General features: G+C 68.6%; 21 protein-coding genes and 2 pseudogenes. 14 read left to right on the top strand and 9 right to left on the bottom strand.

Annotated features, from left to right (window positions below; all coding sequences use genetic code 11):
- Positions 1 to 101 precede the first annotated feature (101 nt).
- Positions 102 to 542 (top strand): hypothetical protein, encoded by a 441-nt coding sequence (locus ACGFIK_RS02575; protein ID WP_327027474.1) that lies wholly within the window; start codon positions 102 to 104, stop codon positions 540 to 542.
- Here ACGFIK_RS02575 and ACGFIK_RS02570 read toward each other — a convergent pair.
- A pseudogene (locus ACGFIK_RS02570) lies at positions 471 to 644 on the bottom strand (helix-turn-helix transcriptional regulator); the annotation flags it as partial. The gene ACGFIK_RS02575 and the pseudogene ACGFIK_RS02570 overlap by 72 nt on opposite strands.
- 366 nt (positions 645 to 1,010) lie before the next feature.
- Between ACGFIK_RS02570 and ACGFIK_RS02565 the strand changes: the two are divergent.
- Positions 1,011 to 1,328, top strand: a complete 318-nt coding sequence (locus tag ACGFIK_RS02565; RefSeq protein WP_327022417.1) for a hypothetical protein — start codon at positions 1,011 to 1,013, stop codon at positions 1,326 to 1,328.
- 3 nt (positions 1,329 to 1,331) lie between these two features.
- Positions 1,332 to 1,433, top strand: a pseudogene (locus ACGFIK_RS02560) (kinase); the annotation flags it as partial.
- Between the two features lie 55 nt (positions 1,434 to 1,488).
- Here ACGFIK_RS02560 and ACGFIK_RS02555 read toward each other — a convergent pair.
- Entirely contained in the window at positions 1,489 to 2,715 is a 1,227-nt protein-coding gene (locus ACGFIK_RS02555) for a serine protease (protein ID WP_327022416.1), read from the bottom strand.
- Between the two features lie 429 nt (positions 2,716 to 3,144).
- On the opposite strand from ACGFIK_RS02555, the gene ACGFIK_RS02550 reads away from it, so the two are divergent.
- Positions 3,145 to 4,563 carry an endo-1,4-beta-xylanase gene (locus ACGFIK_RS02550; protein ID WP_327022415.1) on the top strand — a complete coding sequence of 473 codons (1,419 nt, stop codon included), beginning with the start codon at positions 3,145 to 3,147 and terminating at the stop codon, positions 4,561 to 4,563.
- Between the two features lies 1 nt (position 4,564).
- Positions 4,565 to 7,246, top strand: coding sequence for an RICIN domain-containing protein (locus tag ACGFIK_RS02545; RefSeq protein WP_327022414.1), 2,682 nt, complete (start codon positions 4,565 to 4,567; stop codon positions 7,244 to 7,246).
- 88 nt (positions 7,247 to 7,334) lie between these two features.
- Here ACGFIK_RS02545 and ACGFIK_RS02540 read toward each other — a convergent pair whose 3' ends face one another.
- The 7 genes from ACGFIK_RS02540 to ACGFIK_RS02510 form a co-directional block, all read right to left on the bottom strand.
- Positions 7,335 to 8,273 carry an oxidoreductase gene (locus ACGFIK_RS02540; RefSeq protein WP_327022413.1) on the bottom strand — a complete coding sequence of 313 codons (939 nt, stop codon included), beginning with the start codon at positions 8,271 to 8,273 and terminating at the stop codon, positions 7,335 to 7,337.
- A gap of 49 nt (positions 8,274 to 8,322) precedes the next feature.
- Positions 8,323 to 9,336 (bottom strand): glycosyltransferase family 2 protein, encoded by a 1,014-nt coding sequence (locus ACGFIK_RS02535; protein WP_327022412.1) that lies wholly within the window; start codon positions 9,334 to 9,336, stop codon positions 8,323 to 8,325.
- Between the two features lie 23 nt (positions 9,337 to 9,359).
- Positions 9,360 to 10,505, bottom strand: coding sequence for a glycosyltransferase family 4 protein (locus tag ACGFIK_RS02530; protein ID WP_327022411.1), 1,146 nt, complete (start codon positions 10,503 to 10,505; stop codon positions 9,360 to 9,362).
- 56 nt (positions 10,506 to 10,561) lie between these two features.
- Positions 10,562 to 11,659: a lysylphosphatidylglycerol synthase transmembrane domain-containing protein gene (locus tag ACGFIK_RS02525; RefSeq protein ID WP_327022410.1), complete on the bottom strand. Its 1,098-nt coding sequence runs from the start codon at positions 11,657 to 11,659 to the stop codon at positions 10,562 to 10,564.
- Between the two features lie 94 nt (positions 11,660 to 11,753).
- Positions 11,754 to 13,580, bottom strand: a complete 1,827-nt coding sequence (locus tag ACGFIK_RS02520) for a BTAD domain-containing putative transcriptional regulator (protein WP_327022409.1) — start codon at positions 13,578 to 13,580, stop codon at positions 11,754 to 11,756.
- Positions 13,581 to 13,619: 39 nt separating this feature from the next.
- A complete protein-coding gene (locus ACGFIK_RS02515) occupies positions 13,620 to 14,645 on the bottom strand; it encodes a glycosyltransferase family 2 protein (protein ID WP_327022408.1) in 1,026 nt (341 codons plus the stop codon).
- Between the two features lie 201 nt (positions 14,646 to 14,846).
- Positions 14,847 to 16,052, bottom strand: coding sequence for an endonuclease/exonuclease/phosphatase family protein (locus ACGFIK_RS02510; RefSeq protein ID WP_327022407.1), 1,206 nt, complete (start codon positions 16,050 to 16,052; stop codon positions 14,847 to 14,849).
- A gap of 394 nt (positions 16,053 to 16,446) precedes the next feature.
- Here ACGFIK_RS02510 and ACGFIK_RS02505 point away from each other — a divergent pair, with 394 nt between their 5' ends.
- The 9 genes from ACGFIK_RS02505 to ACGFIK_RS02465 all read left to right on the top strand — a co-directional run bounded on the left by ACGFIK_RS02505 (position 16,447) and on the right by ACGFIK_RS02465 (position 24,913).
- Positions 16,447 to 17,478, top strand: a complete 1,032-nt coding sequence (locus tag ACGFIK_RS02505) for an NAD-dependent epimerase/dehydratase family protein (RefSeq protein WP_327022406.1) — start codon at positions 16,447 to 16,449, stop codon at positions 17,476 to 17,478.
- Positions 17,479 to 17,506: 28 nt separating this feature from the next.
- The gene (locus ACGFIK_RS02500) at positions 17,507 to 18,496 is read left to right on the top strand and encodes a UbiA prenyltransferase family protein (RefSeq protein WP_327022405.1); all 990 of its coding nucleotides are present in this window, start codon (positions 17,507 to 17,509) and stop codon (positions 18,494 to 18,496) included.
- Between the two features lie 24 nt (positions 18,497 to 18,520).
- A complete protein-coding gene (locus tag ACGFIK_RS02495; protein ID WP_327022404.1) occupies positions 18,521 to 19,669 on the top strand; it encodes a glycosyltransferase family 4 protein in 1,149 nt (382 codons plus the stop codon).
- Between the two features lie 49 nt (positions 19,670 to 19,718).
- Positions 19,719 to 20,681, top strand: a complete 963-nt coding sequence (locus ACGFIK_RS02490; RefSeq protein WP_327022403.1) for an aldo/keto reductase — start codon at positions 19,719 to 19,721, stop codon at positions 20,679 to 20,681.
- 44 nt (positions 20,682 to 20,725) lie between these two features.
- Positions 20,726 to 21,148, top strand: a complete 423-nt coding sequence (locus ACGFIK_RS02485; RefSeq protein ID WP_327022402.1) for a VOC family protein — start codon at positions 20,726 to 20,728, stop codon at positions 21,146 to 21,148.
- 258 nt (positions 21,149 to 21,406) lie between these two features.
- A complete protein-coding gene (locus tag ACGFIK_RS02480; protein WP_327022401.1) occupies positions 21,407 to 22,381 on the top strand; it encodes an ABC transporter substrate-binding protein in 975 nt (324 codons plus the stop codon).
- Positions 22,382 to 22,456: 75 nt separating this feature from the next.
- Positions 22,457 to 23,257, top strand: a complete 801-nt coding sequence (locus ACGFIK_RS02475) for an ABC transporter permease (protein ID WP_327022400.1) — start codon at positions 22,457 to 22,459, stop codon at positions 23,255 to 23,257.
- Positions 23,254 to 24,108 carry an ABC transporter permease gene (locus ACGFIK_RS02470; protein ID WP_327022399.1) on the top strand — a complete coding sequence of 285 codons (855 nt, stop codon included), beginning with the start codon at positions 23,254 to 23,256 and terminating at the stop codon, positions 24,106 to 24,108. Before ACGFIK_RS02475 ends, ACGFIK_RS02470 begins: the two co-directional genes overlap by 4 nt.
- Entirely contained in the window at positions 24,101 to 24,913 is an 813-nt protein-coding gene (locus tag ACGFIK_RS02465) for an ABC transporter ATP-binding protein (protein ID WP_327022398.1), read from the top strand. Before ACGFIK_RS02470 ends, ACGFIK_RS02465 begins: the two co-directional genes overlap by 8 nt.
- The last annotated feature ends 38 nt before the right edge of the window (positions 24,914 to 24,951 follow it).

Raw genomic sequence — 24,951 nt, 5'->3', positions numbered from 1 at the left:
GCTAGGAAACTCTTGCGAAGTATGGCGTTGGCCTCGGTGACGGTGTCGCGGGCTTCTCTCGCGGCCTTGATCGCCTGGTCGAAGTAGGCGGCGCTGGCGGCGTGGTCGTGTCGCTGGGTGGCGTCCCATACCAGTTGGCCCATCAGGGTGGCCGCTTCGGCGACCGCCGCAGCCAGTTCACGCTGAACGGAGCCGGCGTCGGCGTACTGACGGAGGAAGACCGCCTGAGCGTGCAACTGTGCCGCTTCGGCGAGCAGGAGGGTCGAAGGGGTCCGGTCGTAGCGCTCGTCGAGATGCCGTACGCGATCCCGCAGGTATGCCGCGGCTACCAGGTCGACGCGACCGGGCTGCCGCAGCGCGTGGTTGAGACGTCCATCGGGCGGGGCGGGCGGCCGACGAGTGTCGGCCAACAGGTCGGCCAGTTCCTCTACGGACACGTTGAGCGCCGTGGCCAGGTGTGGGCGGTGCCAGGGCTGCGGGTCGGTCTCTGCCCGTTCCCACCGCACGACGGTGGAGCGATCGACGCCGAGGACTTCGGCTAGGCGCTCCTGGCTGAGGCCGATCGCCTTGCGGCGCTGCGCCAGCCGATACCGGCGCGAGCCTCGCCGTCCATTGCCGCCACTGTGCGTCACAGCTCCATTCATCCAGTTCACGGCATTCATCGCAATAGGGATGCATCGGTTCTGCGTCATTGCCGCCCTGGGATCTGCCGGTCGACAGCGGTTGGCTGGAAGGCGGGGCGATCAAGCCGACCTACTGAGCTGGGGGTTCGAGGTGCGTTGTCCGAAGCGGAGTAGACCCGGGGATGGGTATCGGCTGCTGTCACCAGGTACTTCCGCTCACGGACGGAGGACTCCCCGCCCGCGTACCGCCAACGGGGCTGCGTGGGTGGGTGATCGGCGGCATTCCCCAGGCCGCCGTGCGGCGGCGGTGGGCTCGTCATTCCCCCGGTGGGCCCACCGCCGACCGTCTCGACTGTTCGAGCAGCAGGCCAGAGAAGGCGATCGGCGGTGACCGGTCAGTCAGGTCGTCTCTCGGGAGGTCGGAACCTCTCAGGTGAAGGTGAGCATCTGCCGGTACGTCCGCTGTGGATCTGCCGTCGATGTGGGCAACCGTGGCCGTGTGGGGCGGCGAAGCTGGCTCTCGTGACCGAGTACCGGGAAATGCCGGTGAACCTGTTCCTCTATCTGGCCAGTTGCCTGCACGACGCCATCGAGGACCTGCACCGGCTCAGCCCCAGCGTGACGGGCGACGCGGCTGACATGTTCGATCGCTTCCTCGGCTGGCCGGTCCGGAAAGCCGGCCGTCGCCCCTCAGGGAAGGCATGAGCATTCGCCTTGGACCGCGGCTATCACGTCGTGTTAGAGGGCATTCTGCATACCGGCCGGCACCGGAGCATGTTGACCTCCCTGCGGGAGGGGTACCGCAGCCGGCCCTGGCCGCCGCCGGGAGTCGGCGGCGGCCAGCATCTCTGGTGGGTCGTCGTGCTCAGCCGTTGTCGATCAGGCTGGCGATCTCGTTGTAGATCAGGTGGGCCTTGGCGCCCTGGTTGGACGGGCAGCCGCCGAGGTGGTGCAGGGCGATCACCCGGTGGCTGCTGTTCAGCACCGGCGAGCCGGAGTTGCCGCCGGAGGTGTCGCAGCTGTAGCTGATGTTCCAGGTGTTGTAGTTCGCGCTCCGTACGGTGCAGCGGGCGCCGTTCTGGGCGTTCTCGAAGATCGACAGGCGCTTGGGGCTGCCGTCGCCGTGGCCCGGGATGTACATCTGGGTGCCGTTGGTGGTGGCGGTCGTCGCCAGGTACAGGGTGCCGAAGCCCTGGATGGCGGCGAAGTTGTTGACCGAGAACAGGGCGTAGTCCAGTTGGCTGGAGCCGCCGCTGCTGACCCGGTAGAGGGTGGCGCCGCTGACCTTGGTGCCGGGGCCGGGGTTCGAGCCGCCGCAGGTGGCGCACTGGTAGTTGAACTGCATCTCGCTGCCACTGACCGCGGCCTGGGTGGAGAAGCAGTGCTTGTTGGTCAGCATGCGGTTGGTGTTGCCCACCCGCCAGGTGGTGCACATGCCGCCGCCGCTGATCAGTAGTCGTGCCACCGCGTTGCTGCGGGCGAACTCGGTGGGGTGGCTGTTCTGGTAGCAGACCACGTCGCGGCGGGCGTCGGTGCTGCACACGGACTGGGTGGAGAAGTTGTACTGCGCGACTTCCGTGCGGTCGTAGCCGCGCCAGAACCGGTCGATGGTGGCGGCGGTGGCACGCGAGGTTCGGTTGCTGTGCAGGGTGACCACCGCGGTGTCGCCCTCCACGGACATGGCCCAGAAGCCCGGTCGGCCGTCGGTGGTGTAGTCCGAGCCGGTCGCTCGGTTCAGGTTGCGGTCGTACCGGTAGCTTTCCCGCCCGTCCGGGCTGGACACGGTGACGTACTCGCCGGGGGCCAGGCGCAGCGAGCTGAAGTGCACCTTGACGTAGGTGGCGCCGGGGTGCCGGATGACCTGGGTGCGGCCGTCGCGGAGGTACGACAGGGCGCTGTCGACCGTGCGCAGTTCACCGACGGTCGTGACCCCCTCGGCCTCGAACTGCTCCGATTCGGGTGCCCGCTCGGAATGTGGAGCGAGAACGGAAACTGAGGACGCTTCGGCGGGTGCCGACAGCAGGCTCAGCCCGAGTGTGCAGGCGCCGAGTGCGGCCACCAACCTACGTAGATGGCGCGAGGCGTTCTTCATCGCCGCTCCTCCCAGGAACCGGGCCTTAACGAGTGTTAAGCATTCATACCGGAGCTCCGTTAATGCATGCAAGGATGTCAATATTCTGCCCTCGAATTGCCCGGCGGGTGAAGGGGTGTTCGGGGCGATGGTGGGCCGCTCTCCGATGGGCGCGGTGTGGATCAACGGCCCTCGTAGAGTTATCGCTCACCAGCGTGGTGGGCCCCGCTCCGGTGGGGCAGGCAAGGCGTTCAGAAGTTGACGATCATGATTGGATGCATCGCCCTGGGCTGGGCTTCTTGAGCCAGGGGAAACTTTATGGCAATCTCAGCTTCATCGACGTGTGACGTTCTCTTGCCCCTGTGTCGCCCCCGCGCGCAGCCCGACTTGGCCGGTGATGTTAGCGCTCACTCGTCTAGGTGATTCCACTCGAAGAAGGGTTGCGGGCACATGAAGACACTCCTACCACGGCGGCGACTGTGGTCCTCCACGGCGATCCTGCGCACGCTGGCGGCCGGGGCGCTGGCGGCCGGCTTTGTCCTGGCACCGGTCAGTGCCGCCAACGCGGCCAGCACCCTCGGTGCCTCGGCGGCCGAGAAGGGCCGGTACTTCGGCGCGGCCGTCGGGACGTACAAGTTCAACGACAGCACCTACATGTCGGTGCTGAACCGCGAGTTCAACAGCCTGGTCGCCGAGAACGAGATGAAGTGGGACGCCACCGAGCCCCAGCGCGGCGTGTTCAACTACAGCGCCGGTGACCGCATCGTCAACCACGCCCGATCCCAGGGCATGAAGGTACGCGGACACACCCTGCTGTGGCACGCCCAGCAGCCCGGCTGGGCACAGGGCCTGTCCGGCGGTGACCTGCGCAACGCCGCGATCAACCATGTCACCCAGGTGGCCAGCCACTTCCGGGGGCAGATCTACTCCTGGGACGTGGTGAACGAGGCGTTCGCCGACGGCGGCAGTGGCGCCCGACGGGACTCCAACCTCCAGCGCACCGGCAACGACTGGATCGAGGCGGCGTTCCGTGCCGCCCGGGCGGCCGATCCCAACGCCAAGCTCTGCTACAACGACTACAACACCGACGGGATCAACGCGAAGTCCACCGGCATCTACAACATGGTGCGCGACTTCAAGTCCCGCGGGGTGCCGATCGACTGCGTGGGCTTCCAGTCCCACCTGGGCACCACCCTCCCCGGTGACTACCAGGCCAACCTCCAGCGCTTCGCCGACCTGGGCGTCGACGTGGAGATCACCGAACTGGACATCACCCAGGGGGGCAACCAGGCCAACATGTACGGCGCCGTCACCCGCGCCTGCCTGGCGATCTCGCGCTGCACCGGCATCACCGTGTGGGGGGTACGGGACTGCGACTCCTGGCGTGGTGGGGACAACGCGCTGCTGTTCGACTGCGCCGGTAACAAGAAGCCCGCGTACACGGCCGTCCTCGACGCCCTCAACAGCGGCTCGAACCCCAACCCGAACCCGACCGGCAACCGGCTGCGCAACGAGGCCTCCGGCCGATGCCTGGACGTCAACGGGGCAAGCTCCGCCAACGGGTCACAAATGATCATCTGGGATTGCCACAACAACGCCAACCAGCAGTTCACCCAGAACGGGCGGGCCCTCCAGGTGATGGGCAAGTGCCTGGACGTGCCCAGCAACGCCGGCACCGGGACCCGGGTGCAGATCTGGGACTGCAATGGTGCCGCGAACCAGCAGTGGGTCTTCAACGGCAACGGCACGATCAGCAGCGCGCAGACCGGGTTGTGCCTGGACGTCAACGGCGCTGCCACCGCCAACGGCACGGCGGTGATCGTGTGGAGCTGCCACGGCGGCGGCAACCAGCGTTGGGCCAGGGCCTGATATGCGGAGTGTCGGCAGGAGCTCGTTGCTGGCGGTCGCGGTGCTCGTCTCCGGCGTGCTGCCGGCCCTGGTCGCCGATCAGCAACCGGCTTCGGCCGCAGCCCAGGCGACGTACTACGTGGCTCCGGACGGCAGCGACAGCAACCCGGGCACGATCACCGCACCGTTCCGGAGCCTGCAACGGGCCCGGGACGTCGTACGGACGACGAATGCGAGCATGACCGGCGACATCCAGGTCTACCTGCGCGGCGGAACCTATCCGGTGGGCAGCACGATCGAGTTCGGGGCGAGCGACTCCGGCACCAACGGTTACCGGATCAGCTATGCCGCCTACCCGGGTGAGACCCCGGTGCTTCAGGGCGGTGTGCAGGTCACTGGCTGGACCCAGCACAGCGGCAACATCTGGAAGGCCCCGCTGGACCGGGCCAACAAGCTGCGGTCGCTCTACGTCAACGGCAAGCGGGCCTTCATGGCCGCCAAGACCATCAACTCGGCCGGATGCCACGGGTCGTACACCATCAATGCCGGACAGGCCGACTGGGCCTGGGAATCCGGATCACAGTGCGCCGGCGCCAGATACAGCCTTTCTGACTTTCCGGCCGTGGCCGGAAACCAGGAGGACATCGAGATCGAGACGGCGACCACCTGGACCACCGCCATCGTGGGGGTCCGACAGGTGATCACCGAGGGGTCGAACCGGGTGGCCCTGTTCCAGCAACCCGGGGCGGCCATCGCCCAGGGGGCCTTCAACGGCAACGCCCAGATCAACGGCAGCCACAAGGTCATGAACGCGTACGAGTTCCTGGACGCGCCGGGCGAGTTCTATTTCGACAAGTCCAGCCGGACGGTCTACTACTACAAGGCCGGCAGCGAGAACATGGCCACCGCCTCGGTCTTCGCGCCGAACAACGTGGCCACCGTGCTGCGGATCGCCGGCACCTCGACCAGCAACCGGGCCCGCAATCTCACCTTCTCCGGGCTGACCGTGGAGCATTCCGACTGGAACCTGGTCAATGTCGCCGGGTCGGTGTTCAAGCAGGCGCAGCAGGGCAACCTCAGTGCCTTCGCGTACGCCCGGGGCAACTTCCACGTCTACCACTACCGCAATGTCGACCTGACCCCCGGCATGGTCCACCTCCAGAACGCCGACGGCATCCTGCTGGAACGCAACCGGGTCCAGCACACCGGTGCCGACGGGATCACCCTGGTCAACGATGTGATCAACACCCGGCTGATCGGCAACTACACGAACGACATCGCGGGGACCGCGGTCAGTGTGGGGCATCCGCAGCACGTCTACATCGGGGACCACACGTCGAACAACCGGGAGAAGTATCCGCCCCAGGTCGAGGGGGCACCGAGGAACATCGAGATCAAGAACAACTACATCCATGACAGTGCGGTGTTGTTCAACGGGCACGGCGCGGTCGCGGCCTACTTCGTCGATGCCCTGACGGTGCAGCACAACCGCATCGAGAAGGCCCCCTGGGCGGGCATCACCATGGGGTGGGGGTGGTGGAACTTCGACGGCTCATCGGGCTCGATCGTGCCGAACCGGCCCACCACGACGGCGAAGAACAACACCATCAGCCACAACCACATCATCGACACCGTCCAGCGGCTGAGCGACACCGCCCCGATCTACACCCTGGGCAGTCAGCCGGGCACGGTCGTCAGCGACAACTACCTCCAGGGGGTTCCGGCCGGTCACAAGTACGGGCTCCACCCGGACGAGGGCTCGGCGTACATGACCTTCCGGGACAACGTGCTGAGCGTCGACAAGAACATCACCTGGATGATCAACTCGGATGACTTCGGGCGTAAGCACGACCTGACCATCACCCGCACCTACGGCCCGATCAACAAGGTCTCCCAGAAGAACCTGCCCAACAGCACCATCGACGACATCATCGTCTCCTCCGACTACGTGTGGCCGGCCGCGGCGTACCAGATCGCGGTGAACTCCGGGCCGCAGGAGTCCTTCCGGGACGTCGTTCAGGCCGGTGGGGTTCCGATGCAGGACCACGTCCTGCCGGCCAGCACGACCGCCGCGAGCGGCGTGACCTCGATTCCGATCCGTAGCACCGGGGACCCGGCCAGAAGCCTCTGGCTGGCCCCCTCCGGCACCACCACCTTCGCCGTCGGACCGACGATGACCAGGGCGGACGGCACCGCCACCAGCATCGCCGTACCCACGACATCGGGTGACTACCGGCTCTACGTCCTGGACGCCCAGGGCAACCGGTCGGCCGAATCCGCGTCGATCGTCCGGCGACAGGGCACCAGCAGCGGGCAGGGCGTACAACTCGTGGGCGGCCAGTCGGGTCGGTGCATCGAGGTCCCCGGCGCGGCCACCGCCAACGGCACCCAGCTGCAACTCTGGGACTGCGGCGGCGGCACCCACCAACGGTGGACCTACACCGCGAGCAAGCAGCTGACGGTGTACGGCAACAAGTGCCTGGACGCCTCCGGTAACGGCACGACCAACGGCACGGCAGTCATCATCTGGGACTGTCACGGTGGTCTCAACCAGCAGTGGAACCTCAACGCCAACGGCACCATCACCAGCGTCCAGTCCGGGCTGTGTGTGGATGCCAACGGTGCCGCCACCGCCAACGGCACGAAGATCATTCTTTGGTCCTGCAACGGCGGCACCAACCAGCAGTGGAGCCGACGCAACTGAGAGAACGGCTCCGGGGCCAGGCATCCTCGCCTGGCCCCGGGGCCTGGGTCGGCGGGCCGGCGATCTGCGCCGGCCCGCCGAATCGGGGCTACTCGGACTTGCCGAAGGCGTCGACGCCGGTCAACTCGGCCGAGAGGGCCCAGAGCCGCTCGGCGGCCTCCCGGTCCTCGGGGCCGTCGAAGGTCTTGGCGACCTTGCAGGCCTGGAGGTAACTGCCGCCCTCGGTCTCCAGACCGGGTGCGGTCGCGGCCCAGACCTGGGTGGCGGCACCCTGCTCGGGAGCCCGGAACTCCGGCAGCAGGGCGTTGCCCTCCTCGTCGATCCAGCCGGCACCGACCATCTCCTCCTTGGCGAGGTGCCGCTGCAACGGAGTGAGGATGTAGCCGGGGTTCACCGAGAAGGCCCGCACCCCCGCGTCCCGACCCAACCGGTCCAACTCGGCGGCGAAGAGGATGTTCGCCGACTTCGACTGGCTGTACGCCGCCCACTTGTCGTAGCCCTCGGCGAAGTGCACGTCGTCCCAGTTGATCCGGGGGGTCTCCCCGGCACCGGACGACAGCACGACGACCCGCGCGCCACCCTCGGCGGTCAGGGCCGGCCAGAGCCGGTTGACCAGGGCGTAGTGCCCCAGGTGGTTGGTGGCGAACTGGGCCTCCCAGCCCGGGCCCACCCGGGTCAGGGGAGTGGCCATGATGCCGGCGTTGTTGATCAGGATGTCGATGCTGCGGCCGGAGGCGAGGAACCGGTCGGCGAAGGCCCGTACGCTGTCGAGGTCGGCCAGGTCGAGCTCCTCGACCTCCACCCCCTCGATCCCGGCGACAGCCTCCCGGGCGACATCCGTACGCCGGGCCGGGACGACGACCCGGGCGCCGGCGGCGGCCAGGGCGCGGGTGGCCGCCAGACCCAGGCCGGAGTAGCCGCCGGTGACGATGGCTAGCTTGCCGGTGAGGTCGATGCCGGCGAGCACCTCGGTGGCCGTGCTGTCGATCCCGAAGCCCAGGTCGTCGGACTGGTCAGAAAGAGTCATCTTCAACTTCCGGTCAGGCACCACTGCTAATGCTGGCGCGTGGGAGGGGTCAGGCGGGCGTCTCGACGCGGTAGAGCCGCTGGGTCATGCTCGGGTACAGCAGGCCCTGCAGGATGCCGATGCTGGCTGCCACCGCAGACGTGAGCGTCACCAACAGATGGAGCACCGTGAATTGTAGGCCAAAGATGACCCCGTGGTGACGGAAGGCGTACGCGTAGGTGCGCTTGTCCAGGGCGATGCCGATCCCGGTGAACACCGCGGCGGCCAGCAGCGCCCAGGGGCCCAGCAGCACCGTCGAGATCAGCGCGAACACCGCCGCGAGGATGAAGGCGCTGCCCAGCGCCCGGTAGCCGGTGCCCGCGCCGCCGGGGAGCTTGTTCAGCCGCAGCCAGTTCGGGGCGCCGAGCCGGGTGCGGTTGAACACCTTGGTCAGCATCACCCGCATGGTGCCGTCGTGGTCGTGGCGTCCCCGGATGGTCGGGACGGCCTTGACCTCGTAGCGGGCGTTGAGCCGGAAGCCGTAGTCCTGCTCCTCGGTCCACCGGAGCCGGTCGTTGAACTCGCCGATCTCCAGGAAGGTCTCCTTCTTCATCGCGAACAGCGCCGAGTGCAGACCGGGGATGGCCCCCTCGACCTCGCAGAACCAGACGTACTGCTGGATGGCGCGGTAGCGCTTGACCAGGCTGTCGGGGAACATCGGCTCGGCCCGGTACATGCCGCAGATCGCGCCGAGCCCCGGCTCGGTCTGGAGGTACTCGACCGCGCGGGCGACCGCGTCCGGGTCGAGGGCCACATCGGAGTCGACGAAGAACAACACCTCACCCTTGGCGTGCCGGGCACCCAGGTTCCGGGCGGTGGAGACCCCACTGTTGACCGGCACCTGCAACACGGTGACGTCCAGGGCTCGGGCGATCGCCACGGAGTCGTCCGTGCTGGCGTCGTCGGCCACGATCACCTCGACGGACGGGTAGGTCTGGTTCTTCGCCGCCTTGATGCACTCGCCGATGGTGCTGGCGTAGTTGTAGTTCGGAATGATCACTGAGACCAGCGGTTGTTCGTTCATCGGACTCCAACCTCTCCCTTGTTTCATCGGTATTGCCGTGCTGCCGTACGCCCGCGAAGGGTGCTGAAGAGAACCTCGTGCGCGTCCAGTGAGGTGGCCACGGAGAAGCGGGCCCGGGCCGCCCGGGCCTTGCGCTCCCGCCAGTCCCGCGGCACGGTCGCCATTTCGGAGATGGCCTGTTCCAGCGCCTGCGGGTCCCGGGGCGGCACCACCAGGCCGAACCCGGTAGCGGTGACCGGGTACCGGCTGCCGGGCAGATCGGTGGTCACCGACGGAATCCCGCTCATCATCGCCTCGGCCAGCACGGTGCCGAAGGATCCGGCGACCGCCGGGAGCGCGAACACGTCGACGGAGGCGTAGAAGTCGTTGACCTCCCGGCCGCGCAACTCGCCGAGGATCCGGACCCGACTGTCGCGGTCGATCTCCGCCTGCACGGCGGCCAGATTGCTGCCCCCGGCGATGGTGTGGTAGTTGCCCGCGATCAGCAGCCGGGCGTCGGGGTCGGGGATCCGGTGGAACGCCCGTACCAGGTAGGCGATGCCCTTGTCCGCCACGATCCTTCCGAGGAATCCGACATGCAGGCCACGGGTCTCCCGGTATCGGGGCTCGCCGCCGCGCCGATCCAGGCAGGGTGGCGCGATCGGGGTGAAGGTGCGGTCCTGGATGTCCGGCCAGAACCGGGAGGCGTGGGCCTGGTCCCGGCTGGAGGCCACGACGACGGCGGAGCGGCGGATGACCGCTCGGGAGGCGGCGTCCGAGGCCGCCATGACCGCCCGGCAGAACCACTTCGACGGCGGCTGGGGGTCGCTGTGCAGCATGCTCACCACCGGTACCCGCGGCGCCGGGGGCATCAGCAGTCCCGCTGCCGGCATCGGCAGGTTGAGGTGCAGCACCGAGGACTGCCGCGCCAGCTGCCCGACCAGCATCGGATAGCGGGGGGCGAGTGGCGATCGGCTGGCTCGCGTCAGCATGGGGGAGCGGTAGACGTCCACCCCACCGACGGCGTCGCGCAGCGGCAGCTCGGCATCGTGCTGGGCGGTGACGACCGCGACCCGCCAACCCCGATTGGCCATGCCCTCGGCAATGCTGCGCGCGGTCTGCGCGTGGCCACTGACGTACGGCTCGTAGTGGGGGGCCGCAATCGTCAGATCGTATTTCCTGTCCGGCATCAGTACCGCATTCTCTGAGGTAGCTCTACGGCAGAATTTCCTGATCCCTGAACACATTAGCGGTCCGCCTGTGGCAGGCTTCTTGGTGAATTCTTGGAGGCCGGTGGGATGGAATTCCCATCGACACCCTCCGTTGCTGCGGCAGGCGATCCGGCCGTAGCGCGTCGCATGATCGCCGCAGTGACGAGCAGGCCGATTCCGGCGGTAGCAAGCTCACTGACCGTGACGACCACTCGGCTGACCAGTGCCACCACTCCGGCCACCGGCACCGGCAGGATGACACTGAGTGCGGCCGTCACCACCACCTCCCGGACCCCGATGCCGTCCGGGGCGAAGACGGCGATCACCCCGGCCACCGCGCCGAGTCCGAAGGCGCCGAGGCAGAGCGGCAGCGCCTGCAGTGGCGGAGCACCCATCGCCACGGCCAGCAGCCACAGGTGGGCCCCGCCGATCAGCCAGGCCAGCAGTTGGGCGACGACCGCCTGCCGGATGCCGGTCCCGGACATCGCCGTCGTCGGCTCCGGGCGCCGGCGCAACCGGGCCACCAGGGTCGCGGCCCAGCCGACCAGCTCGGGGCGGACCAGGACCGCAGCCACCGGCAGGACGGCCAGCAGCAGCCAGGCGGAGGAGGCCCCGAAGACCTCCGGGCCGGCCGCCAGCCCCACGGTGGCGCCGGTCAGCAGGCTCACCACGAGGGCCAGCAGCCAGGCCGCCCCCATCCGGGCCGCCGGCACCCCGATGCGCCGGCCCATCTCGACGCTGACCAGGAAGCCGGCCACCTTGCCGGGCACGTACTTGACGAACTGGCCCAGGTAGAAGATCCGGGCCGCGTCCACGGCGGCCACCCGTTCGCCGACGCCGACCAACATGGCCCGCCAGGAGATCATCGTGGCGACCAGACCGAGGGCGTTGGCCAGTACGGCCAGCGCCACCATGGTCGCGACGAAACCGGGCCGTTGGCCACGCAGGGTGGCGGCCACGGTGGACCAGTCCTGACCACGGAGGGTGATCACTATGAAGAACGCGGTCACCACCAGCAGGAGACCCATGGCGACCTTGCGGGCTACCCCCCACCATCGCTTCCGGGGCGCCGTGGTGATTGTTTCGGCGATTTCCGGGAAGGTCTGCTCGGCGTCCAGTTCTTTTGTCGACACGGGCCACCTTCTCCGATCATGGAAAGGAATCGACCTGGGTGACCAACGCTAACCGTGAACCGCTTGCTTCTTCCTTGTCAGACCGTCTCGCCGGTCATTTCTCCTGGAGCCCGGCGAAGCGTTCCCGGGCGTACAGCCGCAGGAGTTCGCCCATCCGGTAACTGCCCGGCGCCGAGGTCTCCAGAAGCTGCACGTCGACCAGCCGCTCCAGGATGCGTTCGGTGTGTGCCTCGGAACGGGCGAGCAGCCGGGCGGCCGTGGACCGGCTGAGTTCCGTCATCGTCGAGGTCCCCAGCAGCTTGAAGGCCTCGGCGATGGCCCGCTCCGAGCGGTCCGCGCTGCCGCAGAGCCGGTCGTAGGAGCCGGCCATGCTGGCTCGCAGGCCGACCCCGTCGAACTCCAGATTGTCCAGCCGGCGCCGCTCGTCGGCGAGCCGGTCGCGCAGCTCGGCCAGCGGCCAGCCGGGGCGGGCCACCAGGCGGGCCCCGACGATGCGCAGCGCCAGTGGCAGGCATTCGCACCACTCGGCGATCGCGGCCGCGGCCTCCGGCTCGGCGGCCACCCGTTCCGCTCCCACCCAGTGGCTGAGCAGCGCGATGGCGTCGGCGATGGTCAGCGGCCCGACCCGCAGCTGGCTGACGTCACCGAGACCCGCCAGCGGCTGGCGGCTGGTCACCAGGGTTCCGCAGCCGGCGCCGCTGGGCAGCAGGGGTCGCACCTGGGCGGCGTCGACGGCATTGTCCAGCACCAGCAGCAGCCGCCGTCCGGCCACCACCGACCGGAACTGGGCGGCGGCCTCGTCGACCTGCTCCGGGGCGCAGGTGAAGCTGCTGACCCCGAGGGTGCGCAGCAGCCGGGCGAGGGCGTCGACCGGGGTCAGCGGCTCCGCGTCCACGCTGGTGCCGCGCAGGTCGATGTAGAGCTGGCCGTCCGGGTACCGGTTGGCCAGCTTGTGCGCGGCGTGGATGGCCAGGGTGGACTTGCCCACCCCGGCGGCTCCGTAGATCGACACCACCGGGGCGGAGTCGGTCGTGCCGGCGGGGTTCAGACAGTTCAGCAGGGGGGCCAGGTCGTCGTGACGGCCGGAGAAGCGGGCGATGTCGGCGGGCAGTTGCCGTGGCACCTGCCGTACCGGCGCGGAGACCGTCGCGACCGTGCCGGAGTGCGGCTCATCGAGTTCGCCGCGCAGGATGGCGACATGCAGGTTCCGCAGTTCCGGCCCGGGTTCGGCGCCGAACTGATCGACGATCTGGGCCCGGATGTCGACATAGGACTGCAAGGCCTCCGGGGTACGCCCCATCGAGCACAGGGCCCGCATCTGCAAGGCCACCAGCGGTTCGGCCAGGGGGTACGAGCCGAGGATCCGACCCAGCCGGTCGACCACCGCCTCCGGGTTGCCCAGTCGCAGTTCCTCCATGCTCCAGGCGGCGGCCAGGCTGATCAATTGGGAGGCCACGCTGCGCCGGACCCGGTTGGCCCAGTCGCCGGCGAGGGTGGCCAGTGGGTCCCCCCGCCACAGGTCCATCGCCTCCCGCAGGGCGCCGATCCGTTCGACGTCGCTGGTGCGTACTCCGGCCCGACCGGTGTCGATGAGCTGGTTCAGTCGATGCAGGTCGACCTGCTGGCGGTCGACGTTGAGGACGTACCCGTCCCCGTGGCGGCTCAGGCTGACCGGTCGACCGGAGTCGTCCTGGACCTGGGCGAGAGCCCGGCGCAGCCGCGCGACATGCGCGTAGAGCGCGCTACGGGGCGCATCCGGAGCCGCCGGGCCCCACACTCGCTCGGTCAGGGTGTCGATGGACACCGGGGTGCCGGCGTCCATGGCCAGGGCCGCCAGGACGGCACGCCGTTGACGTGGTCCCACGTCCAACGGGCCGTCGGCCGCCTCCACCTCGACGGGCCCCAGTAGTCGGATCCTCACACGCTCTCCCCCTGATCACGCCGAACCCGACCGCAGTCCCTAATGGACTTCGGCCGGTGTCCGGTACCTCTGTCGAAAGCGCGCGTCGAGCACGTAGCGCAGGCCACCGCTCAACGCACCCGCGGAAATCGCGAGACTGTACAGAAAGCTGAGAAACGCGCTGGGCGGAACCATCCGCCAGCCCGCAGTGCGCCGCACGTAGTTGAAGAGCGGCAGGTCGACGCTGATGAACCAGGCCAGAAAAGCGAGAGGTACGGCCGCCAGGTAGGGAGAGACCAACACCAGGGGGAGGCTGGCGGTGGCCAGAGAGGCGGCTGCGACCTCGGCGGGCCGGTGGGTTGCTTCCCGCTCGGGCTTGAGCTCGCGTTGCTTGAGCACGAGGGGGACCAGCGAGCCGGCTCGCCGGTAGAGCTTGCGCAGAATCGAGGAGAGCTGGTCGTCGTCGTCGTGGTAACCGATCACGGACAAGGTACGGATGACCGGGTAATGCTCGGCGATGCGGAGGCTGAACTCGTGGTCCTCGTTGGCGTACTGGCCCAGCAGGCGCTCGTCGAAGGCCCCGATCTCATCGATGACCCAGCGGGGGATGGCCCCGCTGGCGAAGTGGCCGGTGCGGGCCGCCCCCAGCTTGCGGGTGGCCCGGTAGTGGCCGTACAACACCTGCACCCACTCCACCACCCCGTCGTCGACCAGGGGACGGTCGCCGTAGACGCCCCACACCGCGCCGTAGGAGGGGTTCTCCTGGAAGATCTTCACGGCGTTGGCGACCGCCTCGGGGGCCAGGGCGACGTCGGAGTCGAGGAAGAACAGGATGTCGCCCCGGCTCGCCGCTATGCCACGGTTGCGAGCCGGACCCGCGCCCACATTCTCGGTCAGCGCGATCAGGGTGCAATCGAGTTTTCCGACAATATCCCGGGTGTTGTCGGTGCTTGCGTCGTCAACGACAATGACCTCGACCGACGGGTGGGTCTGGTGCAATGCCGAGAGCACACTCAGAGCTATGGTCTTGGCGCTGTTGTGGCAGGGTATTACCACCGACACCAGTGGCGTATTTCCGGAATTCATTGATGCTCCTCGGGCAGGATTTCGACTGCGCTGGGAGGTGGGCGACGCGCCTACTCATCGGTAATCTCTCGTCGCTGAGAAGACCCGTCGATCACCCTAGTACACAACCAACAGCCGTTGACAGTCGTAGATCACCTGGTGGGCGCTAAAACGTCCGGAATTGGTGTCTTCGCCTGCTCGGCGTCAATGTGACGATCATCTCTATTTGGGGGCAGAGATGACAAACTGTTGCGCCTTGTGGTCGGACAACCCCCGGGGCATGGTCAACTCGTAACGGTGCACGGTGATGTCCGGGGTGGTGAACAGCCAGTCGATGCGCCACAGCCGCGGCTTGTCGCCCACCGGCCAGGTGACCGGGTAGAGCGAGGTGAGCACCTTGGTCTGGTCGACCAGCCGGTCGGAGACCATGTCGAGCAGGTTCATCGAGGGCGAGGTGTTCAGGTCGCCGGCCATCACCGCCCGGTTCGGGTTGTTCTCCAGATCGGCCGCGATGGCTTGGTAGCTGGCCTGGCGGATCTCGAAGTTGAACCGGTCGATCTCGAACATGTTCCGGTCCTCGTCGCTGCGCAGCAGCAGGATCCGCACCGGCGGCTGGAAGATGTGCGCGTTGTAGAAGGAGACGACCTGACCGTTGACCTCGATGTCGGTGCGCAGCCCCTGCGAGGTGTAGAACAGCGGCCGGTCGATCAGGGCCGACGGCACCGGCTTCAGGTCGTCCGGCAGGTACGGCGTCGAGTCCAGCCAGGCGTGCCCGACCACCGGCAACCGGGTGATCGTCATGTTGCGACCCTCGCGGACGATCGTGTACCCGGGGAAGGCGGCCGCCAGCTCCGCCGCCTGATCGATCTCGTACGCCTGGGCGAAGATGTCCACCAGGGAGTCGTCGACATGGGCGTACTCGTGCAGCATGTAGACGTCGGCGTCCATGTCCCGCAGGAAGCTGTAGAACTGCTCCGTGGTGGTGCGCTGCTCACCGCCGTTGCGCCGGTCCTGGTCCCAGTACTCGGTGTTCCAGGTGACCACCTTGATGGCGTCGGCCGGTGCCGGCGGCGGGGTGTGGAAGATCGTCGCGAAGTTGATCCCGCTGTAGCCGACCCCCAGGACCAGGGCCAGCAGCGCCGCCCCGACCAGCTTCCAGCGCATCGAGCGGGCCAGCCAGGCCACCGGCAGCAGCACCACCGGGACCGCCGCCCAGACGATCGGCGGCAGGAGGTCGATCGGACCCCACACGTAGGTCCGGGCGCTGAGCAGGTGGTGCAGCGCGACGACGACCAGCCAGCCGAAGCAGGCCACGGCGGCGAGACGTAGCCCCCACCGACGCCCACGGGAACGGGTACGGGGTTCCGGCGACGGCGCTGGTTCCTTTTCGTCCATTGTCGCGGTCGTGCTTGCCGCCGCTTCCGTCATGGCAACTCCTTTACGTCACCCCGGTTCCTGCCGAGAGCGGTACCGGCCTCGGAAAAGGTATCGACGTAGACCTTGCTGGAAGCTTGTTCCGCACACCAAGGAGGGGGCAATCGTCGGTCGCTAGCGTCACGAGTGCCAATACCGGATTCTGTCGACCTGGAAGGAGCGCGGATGGCGTACGCCCAGCTTATCGGTGCCGACCGGGTGTGGTGTCGGGCCTGGCCCGATGTGCGAATTGCACGGTATCCGGTGGCCGGTCCCGATTGGTCGGCGCGGCTCGCCGCGTATGACTCACCGGTGAATTACTTGATAGCGCGAATGTTTGAAACCTGGTCGTCGTTGAGACGTCACATCGTCGTCAAGAAAACGGCATTTTTCGACACGGGAGGCGGAAGTGCACGCAGTGGTGACCGGAGCCGCCGGCATGTTGGGCACCGCGTTGTTGGCCAGACCCTGGCCGGGAGTGACCTGGACCGGGGTGGACATCCGGCCGCTGGCGCCGAGGGTCGAGGGCAAGGCCGCCTTCATCCGGGCCGACGTCCGTGACGTGGACGCGCTGACCCGCGCCTTCCGCTCCGCCGACGTGGTCATCCACTCCGCGGCGGCCCTGCCCAGCCACCGGTCGGCGGACATCCGCTCGGTCGACGTGGACGGCACCGAGGCGGCCCTGGAGGCGGCCCGCCGGGCCGGGGTGGACCGCTTCGTGCACATCTCCTCCACCGCGGTCTACGGACTGCCCAGGGACTGCCCCACCCCGGAGGACTACCCCTGCGAGCCGGTCGACCCGTACTCGGCGGCCAAGCTCGGTGCCGAGACCGCCGTGCTGCGGCAACGTGAACGAGGGCTCTGCGCCCCGATCGTGCGGCCCAAGACCTTCCTCGGCGAGGAGCGTCTCGGCCTGTTCGCCATGCTCTTCGAGTGGGCCGACGAAGGCCGGCACTTTCCGCTGATCGGCGGCGGCGACGTCGCCACCCAGATGCTCGACGTCGAGGATCTCTGCACGGCCATCCAGTTGATCTGCGAGGCCCCCGACGACGTCGCCAACGACACCTTCAACATCGGCGCCCGGGAGTTCCGCACCCTGCGGGAGGACTTCCAGGCGGTGCTCGACGCCGCCGACCACGGCAAGCGGGTGCTGGCCATGCCGGTGGGGCCCGCCGTCGCCGTGCTGCGGGTCCTGGCCGCCACCGGGCTGTCCCCGGTCTACAAGCGACTGGTGCACAAGCTGACCCGGGACTCGTACGTCTCGATCGACCGGGCCACCCAGCAGCTCGGATTCGATCCGAAGTTCAGCAACGAGCAGGCCCTGCTGAAGACGTACCACTGGTGGCGGGCCAACGCCGCCGGAACGCGGCGCAGCGCCGGACGTACCCACCGCGACCCCTGGAAGCAGGGCGCCCTGAGCCTGGCGAAGGCGCTGTTCTGACACTCCCCGGAGCAAGGAGAGGTCCGCCATGAAGCACGCCCTGGAAGCCCCGAGCGCCGCGTCACCGGAGGTGCCCGTGGTCACCGTCGACCCGGTGGCCGCGGTGCAGGCGCTCAGACCCCTGGCCCGCCTCGGCGGGATGTTCGCCCTGCTGCGCCCCCGCCAGTGGCTCAAGGGCGTGCTGGTGCTGATGGCGCCGCTGGTGGCGTCCCCGGAAGCCGCGGTGACCCAGGTGATGCCGCTGCTCGGCACCCTGCTGGCCTTCCTGGCCGCCTCCTCGGCCGTCTACATCTTCAACGATCTGCGTGACCGGGAGCGGGACCGCCTGCATCCGGTCAAACGCAACCGTCCCCTGGCCAGTGGACTGGTGAGCACCAGCGCCGCGCTGACCCTGCTGTTCCTCCTGCTGGCCGGCACCGCTGCCCTGTTGATGCTGCTCCCGATCCTGGTCGGGGTCATCGTCGCCGGCTACCTGGCCATCAACCTGTGGTACTGCCTGGCGCTCAAGCACCAGCCCCTGGTCGACGTGTCCGTGGTCTCCGTGGGCTTCGTGCTGCGGGTGCTGGCCGGCACGATCGCGGTCGGCATCGCCGTCCAACCGGCTCTGCTGATCGGGGTCTACTGCGCCTGCCTGGCGCTCTCCCTCGGCAAGCGGCGCCACGAACTCGCCGCCCTGTCGGCCGCCGGTGGCGAGGCGGGCGACCATCGTCCGGCGCTGCGGTCGTACTCGGTGCCCTTCCTGGACCAGGTCGTGCTGGTGAACCTGGTGGCGGCCCTGGTCGGCTATGTGGCCTTCATCTGGGCCCAGACCCCGCCGTACGGGCCGGTCACCGCCGGGCTGACCTTCCCGTTCGCGGCCTTCGCGGTGCATCGTTACCTACAGATGATCGCCATGGGCGGTTCCGGCGGGGACCCGGTCGAGGACCTCTTCCGGGACCGCGCGATGGTGGTCAACGTCGGTCTGTGGGCCGCGGTGCTGGCGCAGGCGATGCTGACCAGCTTCTGGCACCCCTGGTAACCGAACGACATCCTGGAGAAGCCCGTGAGCAGCAAAGACTCCCCTGAATACGACCTCTGTGTCGCGGTCAACTACTACTCGCCCTACGTCAGCGGGTTGACCGAGGTGGCCAGGGTGCTCGCCGAAGGTCTGGCCGAGCGGGGCTGGCGGGTGGCCGTGGTCGCCGTCCGGCACGACCCGTCCCTGCCACTGCGGGAGAGCCGCAACGGCGTGGACGTCTACCGCAGCCCGGTGGTCGCCTCCATCAGCCGAGGCCCGGTCAGTCCCGGCTTCGCGCCTCTGGTGCGCCGGATCGCCCGCCGCTCGCAGGTGGTCAACCTGCACCTGCCGATGCTGGAGGGGGCGCTGATCACCGCCCTGCCCCTGGGGGTGCCGGTGGTCAGCACGTACCACATCGATCTGTGGTTGCCGCCCACCCTGGTGACCCGGGCGGCGATGGCGGCCGTGCGGGTGTCGTCGCGGATCACCCTGCGCCGTTCGAACGCCGTCGTGGTCAACAGCGACGACCAGGCCCAGTACTCCGAACTCTGGTCGATCCTGCGGGCCAGCCAACGCTCGGCGATCCCCGCCCCCTGCCTGGACCGCCGGGGCGGCCGGCCGAACTTCCGGGAGACCGAGGGCCCGCACATCGGCTTCCTCGGCCGGATCGTGCCGGACAAGGGCCTGGACTACCTGGTCGCCGCCTTCGCCGAGATCACCGACCCGCAGGCGCGGCTGCTGCTCGGTGGGGACTACCTGACGGTCGCCGGCGGCAGTGTGATCGACCGGATCCGGGCCGCCGCCCAACGGGATCCCCGGATCCGGATCCTGGGGCTGCTGCGCGGTCAGCAGATCAATGACTTCTACGCCTCGATCGACGCCTTCGCCCTGCCCTCCGTAGCGGAGTCCTTCGGCATCGCCCAGGCTGAGGCGATGATGTGCGGCATCCCCTCGGTCACCACCGACCTGCCCGGCGGGCGGTACCCGGTGCTGGCGACCGGGATGGGCCGGATCGTCCAGCCACGCGACCCGGTCGAGTTGCGTGCGGCGCTGCTGGACGTGCTCGGCTGGGACGCCGACACCCGGCGCGAGGGCGCGAAGCGGGCCATCGAGGAGTTCAGCGTCCAGGGCTGTCTGGACCGGTATGCGACCCTGTTCCGGGCTCAGGGTGCACGGGCCAGCGCATTGATGTAGACCATCGTCCCGTCCGGACGCCGGGCGGGAATCTGTCGCGGAGGTAGGCATGCAGAGCAGGGATTTCGGTCGTCTCGGCAGCGTCAGCGCGCTGACCCTGGGTGGGGGCGGGATCGGCGGGGTCTGGGGGCAGACCGATCACGCCGAGGCGGTGGCGACCGTGCAGGCCGCCATCGAGGGTGGGATCACCATGCTCGACCTGGCGCCGACCTACGGTGACGGCTACGCGTCCGAGCAGGTGGCCGGCGCCGCCCTGCGCGCCATGCCGGCCTCCGACGTCCTGGTCACCAGCAAGATCGAGCTACCCGAGCAGGACGGGGGCGATCTGCCGGAGAAGATGATCCGCAGCCTGCACGCGACCCTGGACCGCATCGGTCGCGAGCACCTGGACCTGTTCCTGCTCCACTCTCAACTGCATCCGCACGGCTGGGCCGGCCCCACCCCCCGGACCCTGGGCTGGGATCTGTACCTGGATCAGGTGGTCCCGACCTTCGAACGACTGCGGGAAGAGGGCAGGATCCGGGCCTGGGGGCTGACCGGGGTGGGTCACCCCCAGACCGTCATCGAGGCCATGCAGCGGCAGCCCCGCCCGGACGCGGTCCAGGCGGTGGTGAACGCCCTGGACCTCAGCGGCGACATGTGGCTGCTCGGCTCCTCGGCCGAGCCCTGCAACGACGAGATCCGGCAGGCCGCAGTCGACACCGGGGTCTCCGTGATCGGGATCCGGGCCGTGGCGGCCGGGGCCCTCACCGAGGGCATCGACCGGCCGGTGGACGACGACTCCCCGGTCGCCCTCGACTTCGCCCGGGCGCAGCGGTTCCGGGCCCTGGCGGCGGAGTTCGGTGAGTCCCCGGCCTCCCTGGCCCACCGGTACGCCCTGAGCGTCCCCGGGGTGGCGACCGTGGTGCTCGGCGTGAAGAACCGCATCGAGCTGGCCGAGTGCCTGGCCGCCGAGGCCCGTGGTCCACTGACCGAACAGGAGCGAAAGGCCCTGCACGACCTGCGGGCCTGACCCCAGCGGCCCTTGGCTCGGCCTCACGATCAGGAGTGGACAGCATGACTTCGCGCTTCGGCTATGGCCCCGAGCACGACTCCGGCCTGGGTTTCGGTCTGCACCACGTCCAGTTAGCCATCGCCCCCGGCAGCGAGGACGCCTGCCGGGGGTTCTACTGCGGCGTACTGGGCCTGGTCGAGGTGCAGAAGCCGCCGGTGCTCGCCGCCCGTGGTGGCCTGTGGGTACGGGGCGATCGGTTGGAGATCCACCTCGGGGTGGAGCAGGACTTCCAGCCGGCCCGTAAGGCCCACCCGGGCATCGTGGTGGGTGACCTGGACGCCTTGGCCGCCCGGCTGGAGGCGCACGGGGTCGAGGTGACCTGGGACGACAACTTCCCCGGACACCGTCGTCTGTACGCGTACGACAATCTCGGCAACCGGCTGGAGTTTCTCCAGCCGGATCCGGAGAACCCAGCGCAGTGGTGATCTCGGCGCGGTGACCTGGTGGTGACGACCGGCGGGCGCGGCCAGCAACGACCCGGTCCGGGCCAGCCCCGGGCCGGGTCGTCTTTGTTCAACTTATTCATGACGGGCGTCAGAATTTCTTGACTTCCGGTGCTGGGTGACTGACCATGGCCAACACAGCGAAGTGACCTCTCCCACAGTGGAAGGTCACCGGCAACTCCGTGGCATCCGCCGATTTCTGACGCACCCCACCACCCCCGCCCAGGAAGGGCCCCGTCCATGAAGAAGGTCATCGCCCTCGGGCTGATCGCCGCCACCGCGATCGCCCTCACCGGATGTACTGATTCCGATGCCTCCTCCCCGTCCGACTCCACCGACGGCGACCTGCGCCAGGTCCGGGTCGCGGCGCTGCCCATCACCGAGACCGCCGCGCTGTGGGGCGGCATCAAGGCGGGCATCTTCGCCAAGCGCGGCCTCAATGTGGAGGTGCTGCCCGCCCAGGGTGGCGCGCAGGCCATTCCGGCGCTGCTCAACGGCGACATCGACTTCGCGATCGGCCAGCCCTTCGGCCCCTTCCGCGCCGACCTCCAGGACCTCGGGGTCGTCGTGATCGGCAACTACGCCTCCTCGTACGCCGAGGGCGACGACATCAACGCCGTGGTGGCCTCGGCCAAGTCCGGCATCACCCGCCCGGCCGAGCTGGCGGGCCGCCGGGTGGCGGTGAACAGCCTGGGTGCCGCCGGCGACGTGACGATCATGGCGGCGGTCGAGAAGGACGGCGGTGACCCCTCCACCATCAAGTTCGTCGAGGTGGCCTTCCCGGACGCCCCGGCGCAACTGGAGGCCGGCAACATCGACGCCGCCTGGGTGCCGGAGCCCTTCGTCACCCAGCTGCGCAGCCGGGGGGACACCTTCATCGTGGCGCCCTACCAGGCCGTCGTGCCGGGTCTGACCACCCTGACCACGATCACCACCAAGGAGCGTACGGAGTCCGACGCCAAGCTGGTCGACGACTTCGCGGCGGCGATGAAGGAGACCCTCCAGTGGGCCCAGGACCCCGCCAACGAGGCGGCCGTCCGGCAGGCCATCAAGGACAACCTCCAGCTGCCGGAGCCCGTGGCGGATTCGGTGAAGCTGCCGGAGTTCGGCTGGGACCTGGACCGCACCAGCCTCCAGACCCTGGCCGAGCTGGCCCAGAAGTACAAGGTGCTCGACAAGCAGCCGAACCTCGACCGGCTCATCCAGCAGAAGTAGCTGTCGCCGCCAGGCCCTCCCCGGCACCCGAGGCCGGGGAGGGCCTGACCGGGCGTCCCCGATTCCGGGAGTGACATGGCCGTCCCCTCCACCCGACGCCTGCGCGGGCTGCGCAAGGCGCTGCTGGGCCTCGTCGGCCTGGCCGGATTCCTCGTCGTCTGGCAGTTGGTCCCGACCCTGGGTCTGATCAATCCGCAGTACCTGCCGTACGTGACGGACGTGTTCGCCCGGTTGGCCGAGGAGTCCGTCGACCTGGCCTTCTGGCGCCGGTTGGGCGCCACCATGAAGTCCTGGGCGATCGGTCTGACGGTGGCCACGGTCGCCGCCGTGGTCCTCGGCACGATCGTCGGCCTGGTGTCCTTCCTGCGCCGGGCCACCCACACGGTGGTCGAGTTCCTGCGGCCGATCCCTTCGGTGGCGCTGATTCCGCTGGCCGTGCTGATGTTCGGCATCCAGATGGAAGCCGCCCTGGTCATCATCATCTACGCCTCCTTCTGGCAGGTGTTCGTGCAGGTGATCTACGGGGTGGCCGATGTCGACGCGGTGGCCCGGGACACCGCCCGCAGCTTCGGTTTGACCCGTCGCGAGCAGTTGACCCGCCTGGTACTGCCGACCGCCCTGCCGTACCTGATGACCGGGGTGCGGCTGGCGGCGGCGGTCGCCCTGATCCTGGCCATCACCGCGGAGATGGTGATCGGCAACCCCGGCCTGGGCACCCTGATCGAGTTGTCCCGCTCCGCCGGGGACTCCGTCGGCCTGTACGCCTTCGTGGTGGTCACCGGTCTGCTGGGGTTGGCGGTCAACCTGGTCTTCCGGTTCGTCGAGCGGCGCACCCTGTTCTGGCACCAGTCCATCCGAGGGGAACAGGCCCGGTGATCAAGCAATCCGACCAGACCCCGGTCGTCGTCGGCGAGCCGGCGACCAGACCCGCAGTCGTACGCAGACGGGGTGTCGGCACCCGGATCGCGGCCGGCTTCGGGTACTCCCTGGGGTTGCCGATGCTGCTGCTGGTGATCTGGGGCCTGGTGGCCACCCGGTCGACCAACCGGTTCTTCCCCGGCCCGCTGACCATCTACGACGCCTTCGTGGAGACCTGGGTCGGTTCCGCCTTCATCGAGGACGTGCTGCCCAGCCTGTACCGCCTGGGTCTCGGCATCACCGCCTCGGTGCTGATCGGCATCGCCGCCGGCACCATCATCGGTCTGGTCCAGTGGCTGCGTGAGCTGCTCGAACCCCTGCTGGAGTTCTTCCGGGCCATCCCGCCGCCGGTGCTGATCCCGGTGGTGATGCTGCTGCTCGGCATCACGGACACCATGAAGGTGGTCGTGATCGTCTCCGGGGCGATCTGGCCCATCCTGTTGAACACCATCGAGGGGGTCCGGTCCACCGACAGCGTGATGACCGAGACTGCGGACTCCTTCCAGATCACCTGGTGGGAGCGGCTGTGGTTCCTGGTGCTGCCGGCGGCCAGCCCGCGCATCATGGCCGGGGTCCGGCAGGGCCTGTCGGTGGCCCTCATCCTGATGGTGATCTCGGAGATGTTCGCCTCCTCCGCCGGCCTCGGCTACCGCATCTCCTACTTCCAGCGCAACTACCTCATCGCCGAGATGTGGAGCGGAATCCTCCTGCTCGGTCTCGTCGGCGTCTTCCTCGCCGTCGTCTTCGGAATCGTCGAGCGGCGCGTGCTGCGCTGGTACCACGGAATCAGGGAGGTCAACCGTGTCTGACCGGAGCACCCTGCTGCGGGTGGAGCATCTGCGCAAGGTCTACGAATCGGCCACCGGCAACGTCGAGGCGATCGGGGACATCAGCTTCACGATGGCGGCCGGTGAACTGGTCTGCATCGTCGGGCCCTCCGGCTGCGGCAAGACCACCCTGCTGAAGTGCCTGGCCGGTCTGCTGCGCCCGACCAGCGGGTTGGTGGAGATGGAGGGCGCCCCGGTCACCGGACCCAGCCCGGCCATGGCGGTGGTGTTCCAGGAGTACGGCCGCAGTCTCTACCCCTGGCTGACCGTACGGGGCAATGTCGAACTGCCCTTGCGGCACAAGAAGCTCAGCCGCGCCGAGCGGAACAAACTGGTCACGGACGCCCTGACCGTGGTGGGCCTGGATCATGCCGCCCGCAGCCACCCCTGGCAGTTGTCCGGGGGGATGCAGCAGCGGGTGGCGATCGCCCGGGCCATCGCGTACCAGCCCGAGGTCATGATCATGGACGAGCCCTTCGCCGCGGTCGACGCCCAGACCCGGGCGGACCTGGAGGACCTGGTGCGGGAGCTGCACACCAGCCGCAACATGTCCATCCTGTTCGTCACCCACGACATCGACGAGTCGGTTTACCTGGGAGAACGGGTACTAGTATTGTCCAAGTCGCCGACCTGGGTACAAGAGGATCTCGCGATCGATCTGCCGCCTGTGCGTGATCAGATCACCACCCGCGCCCTGCCCCGGTTCACGGAACTGCGGACCCACGTCTACGACCAGATCCAGCGGGCCAAGCGCGGGCAGGTCGTCGCCCCACAAGCGGTGCGGTGACCGCCGCTGCCGCGACGAGGGATACGCCGAAAGGGAGG

The sequence above is a fragment of the Micromonospora sp. NPDC048871 genome, from assembly GCF_043198155.1.
Classification (GTDB): Bacteria; Actinomycetota; Actinomycetes; order Mycobacteriales; family Micromonosporaceae; genus Micromonospora.
The sequence above is the reverse complement of the archived record's forward strand: the minus strand, read 5'-3'. Positions and strand labels throughout refer to the sequence as shown.

Bases quoted from the DNA above. Each gene is read 5' to 3' on its own strand.
- ACGFIK_RS02490 (WP_327022403.1), top strand. From the start codon at position 19,719: ATGCAGAGCAGGGATTTCGGTCGTCTCGGCAGCGTCAGCGCGCTGACC.
- ACGFIK_RS02515 (WP_327022408.1), bottom strand. From the start codon at position 14,645: ATGAATTCCGGAAATACGCCACTGGTGTCGGTGGTAATACCCTGCCAC.
- ACGFIK_RS02540 (WP_327022413.1), bottom strand. From the start codon at position 8,273: ATGACTCTTTCTGACCAGTCCGACGACCTGGGCTTCGGGATCGACAGC.
- ACGFIK_RS02510 (WP_327022407.1), bottom strand. From the start codon at position 16,052: ATGACGGAAGCGGCGGCAAGCACGACCGCGACAATGGACGAAAAGGAA.
- ACGFIK_RS02550 (WP_327022415.1), top strand. From the start codon at position 3,145: ATGAAGACACTCCTACCACGGCGGCGACTGTGGTCCTCCACGGCGATC.
- ACGFIK_RS02545 (WP_327022414.1), top strand. From the start codon at position 4,565: ATGCGGAGTGTCGGCAGGAGCTCGTTGCTGGCGGTCGCGGTGCTCGTC.
- ACGFIK_RS02555 (WP_327022416.1), bottom strand. From the start codon at position 2,715: ATGAAGAACGCCTCGCGCCATCTACGTAGGTTGGTGGCCGCACTCGGC.
- ACGFIK_RS02475 (WP_327022400.1), top strand. From the start codon at position 22,457: ATGGCCGTCCCCTCCACCCGACGCCTGCGCGGGCTGCGCAAGGCGCTG.
- ACGFIK_RS02480 (WP_327022401.1), top strand. From the start codon at position 21,407: ATGAAGAAGGTCATCGCCCTCGGGCTGATCGCCGCCACCGCGATCGCC.
- ACGFIK_RS02535 (WP_327022412.1), bottom strand. From the start codon at position 9,336: ATGAACGAACAACCGCTGGTCTCAGTGATCATTCCGAACTACAACTAC.
- ACGFIK_RS02530 (WP_327022411.1), bottom strand. From the start codon at position 10,505: ATGCCGGACAGGAAATACGATCTGACGATTGCGGCCCCCCACTACGAG.
- ACGFIK_RS02485 (WP_327022402.1), top strand. From the start codon at position 20,726: ATGACTTCGCGCTTCGGCTATGGCCCCGAGCACGACTCCGGCCTGGGT.
- ACGFIK_RS02500 (WP_327022405.1), top strand. From the start codon at position 17,507: ATGAAGCACGCCCTGGAAGCCCCGAGCGCCGCGTCACCGGAGGTGCCC.